The 2145-nt window shown below is 72.1% G+C and carries 3 protein-coding genes; all 3 read left to right on the top strand.

What is annotated here, in order from left to right:
• Positions 1 to 379, top strand: a 379-nt coding sequence (locus GV126_RS34360) for a PrpF domain-containing protein (protein WP_328707383.1), incomplete at its 5' end; no start/stop codon positions are given.
• Positions 360 to 1310, top strand: coding sequence for a catechol 2,3-dioxygenase (locus tag GV126_RS34355; protein ID WP_159675186.1), 951 nt, complete (start codon positions 360 to 362; stop codon positions 1308 to 1310). The genes GV126_RS34360 and GV126_RS34355, both read left to right, overlap by 20 nt.
• Before the next feature lie 182 nt (positions 1311 to 1492).
• Positions 1493 to 2145 (top strand): MFS transporter (locus GV126_RS34350; protein WP_159675184.1); only part of this gene is annotated, 653 nt, incomplete at its 3' end.

Here is a 2145-nt window from a genome sequence, read left to right as displayed (position 1 = left end):
CCCCCCCCGGGCGCCCCCGCGGCGGGGCGGCGGCGCCGTGCTGCCCCGCCCCTCCACCCCGGTGCGCGGCCCCCCGTCCGTCGGCGTGCTCGCCGCGCGGGGCGCCGCCGCGGGCCTGGGGGGGGCGGGCGGCGTCGCGGAGGGCAGCGCCCGCCCGCCCGCCTCGTCCCGCGTGCGCATCGAACACCCCGCCGGATTCCTGGACTTGGACGCCGAGGTCGATGCCTGCGACGACGGCACACGTGTCACGGTGCGCCGGACCGCCGTCGTGCGCACCGCCCGCAAGATCTTCGACGGCACCGTCTTCCCCCGGCCCGCCACCGCCGGCCCCACTCCCGCACTTCCTCATGGAGGCACTGATGGCTCCGCCTCTCGGTGACATCGCCCATGTCGGCCACGCCCAGCTGTTCACCCCGGACCTGGACGCCAGCGTCGGCTTCTTCACCGACTTCCTCGGGCTCACGGTCAGCGGCCAGGACGGCGACACCGTCTACCTGCGCACCTTCGACGACTACGAGCACCACAGTCTCGTCCTGACCGCCCGCGAGCGACCCGGCCTCGGCCGGCTCGCCCTGCGCACCTCCAGCGAGGAAGCACTCCAGCGCCGGGTGAAGGCGGTCGAGGAGGCGGGCGGCACCGGCCACTGGACCGAGGACGAACCCGGGCTCGGCAAGCTGTACGTCACCACCGACCCGGACGGGCACGAACACGCCCTGTACTGGGAGAGCGAGCACTACCGGGCCCCCGAGGAGCTGCGGCCCGCGCTGAAGAACCAGCCCCAGGCCAAACCCAACCGGGGGGTGGGCGTGCGGCGCCTGGACCACGTGAACTTCCTCGCCGCCGACGTGCTCGCCAACGCCGAGTTCCAGCAGCACGTGCTCGGCGCCCGGCCCACCGAGCAGATCCGGCTCGACAGCGGCCGGATCGCGGCCCGCTGGCTGACGTTCACGAACAAGTCCTACGACGTCGTCTACACCGAGGACTGGACGGGCACCTCGGGCCGGCTGCACCACATCGCCTTCGCCACCGACACCCGCGAGGACATCCTGCGCGCCGCCGACCTCGCCATCGACACCGGGGTGTTCATCGAGACCGGCCCGCACAAGCATGCCATCCAGCAGACGTTCTTCCTGTACGTCTACGAACCCGGCGGCAACCGCGTCGAGCTGTGCAACCCGCTCACCCGGCTGGTGCTGGCCCCCGACTGGCCGCTGATCACCTGGACCGAGGCCGAGCGGGCCAAGGGCCAGGCCTGGGGGTTGCAGACCATCGCGTCCTTCCACACCCACGGCACACCGCCCGTGGCATGACACCGCGCTGACCCGCCCGAGGGGGCTGCACACCTGGTCGGTGTGCAGCCCCCTCGCGCACACGCTCCACAGCTGCCGGCGCCCGGCACGGCTTGATTGTCGCTGAGATTGTTGACAAAAGCGTTGACTCTTTCAGGGCGGCTTTCTAGCGTCTGGTGCACCACGCATGAGAGGTAACAACGATGTCCCCCTCACCCTCCCCGTCTCCCCGCGGCCGCACAGTGGCCCTGCTGGTCGTCGGCCTGTGCTGGACCGCCGTGCTCTTCGACGGCCTCGACATGTTCATCTACGGCTCGGTACTGCCGCACATGCTCGCGACCAAGGCCCTCGGCATCACCCCGGGCCAGGCCGGAGACCTGGGCAGCTACGCCACGTTCGGCATGCTGGTCGGTGCCCTGGCGGCTGGCACGGTCGCCGACCGCGTCGGCCGCAAGACGCTGATGATCGGCTGCGTCACCCTGTTCTCGCTGGCCTCGGGGATCTGCGCGCTGTCCGGTTCGGTCGCGGTCTTCGGCCTCGGCCGGACCCTGGCCGGCGTCGGCCTCGGCGGACTGCTGCCCACGGCGATCTCCATGGTCTCCGACTACGCCCGCGGCGGCCGGGGCGCCCTGACCATCGGTGCCCTGATGACCGCCCACCACGCCGGCGGCATCCTCTCCGCCTACGTCGCCAAGTGGCTGGTGGAGCCGGTCGGCTGGCGCTCCGCCTTCTGGGTGTGCGTGGTCCCGCTGCTGTTCGTCCCCGTCCTGATCAAGGCCCTGCCCGAGTCGCTGAGCTTCCTGCTCGCCCGGGGCCGCACCGAACAGGCCCGTGCCCTCGCCATCCGCCACGACAT

This window comes from Streptomyces mexicanus, assembly GCF_902506575.1.
Lineage (GTDB): Bacteria > Actinomycetota > Actinomycetes > Streptomycetales > Streptomycetaceae > Streptomyces > Streptomyces mexicanus.
Note: the sequence above shows the minus strand (reverse complement) of the source record. Positions and strands in the feature narration are given on the sequence as shown.

What these genes read in the sequence shown, in the direction of transcription:
- GV126_RS34355 (WP_159675186.1), top strand. Translation starts at nt 360, where the DNA reads ATGGCTCCGCCTCTCGGTGACATCGCCCATGTCGGCCACGCCCAGCTG.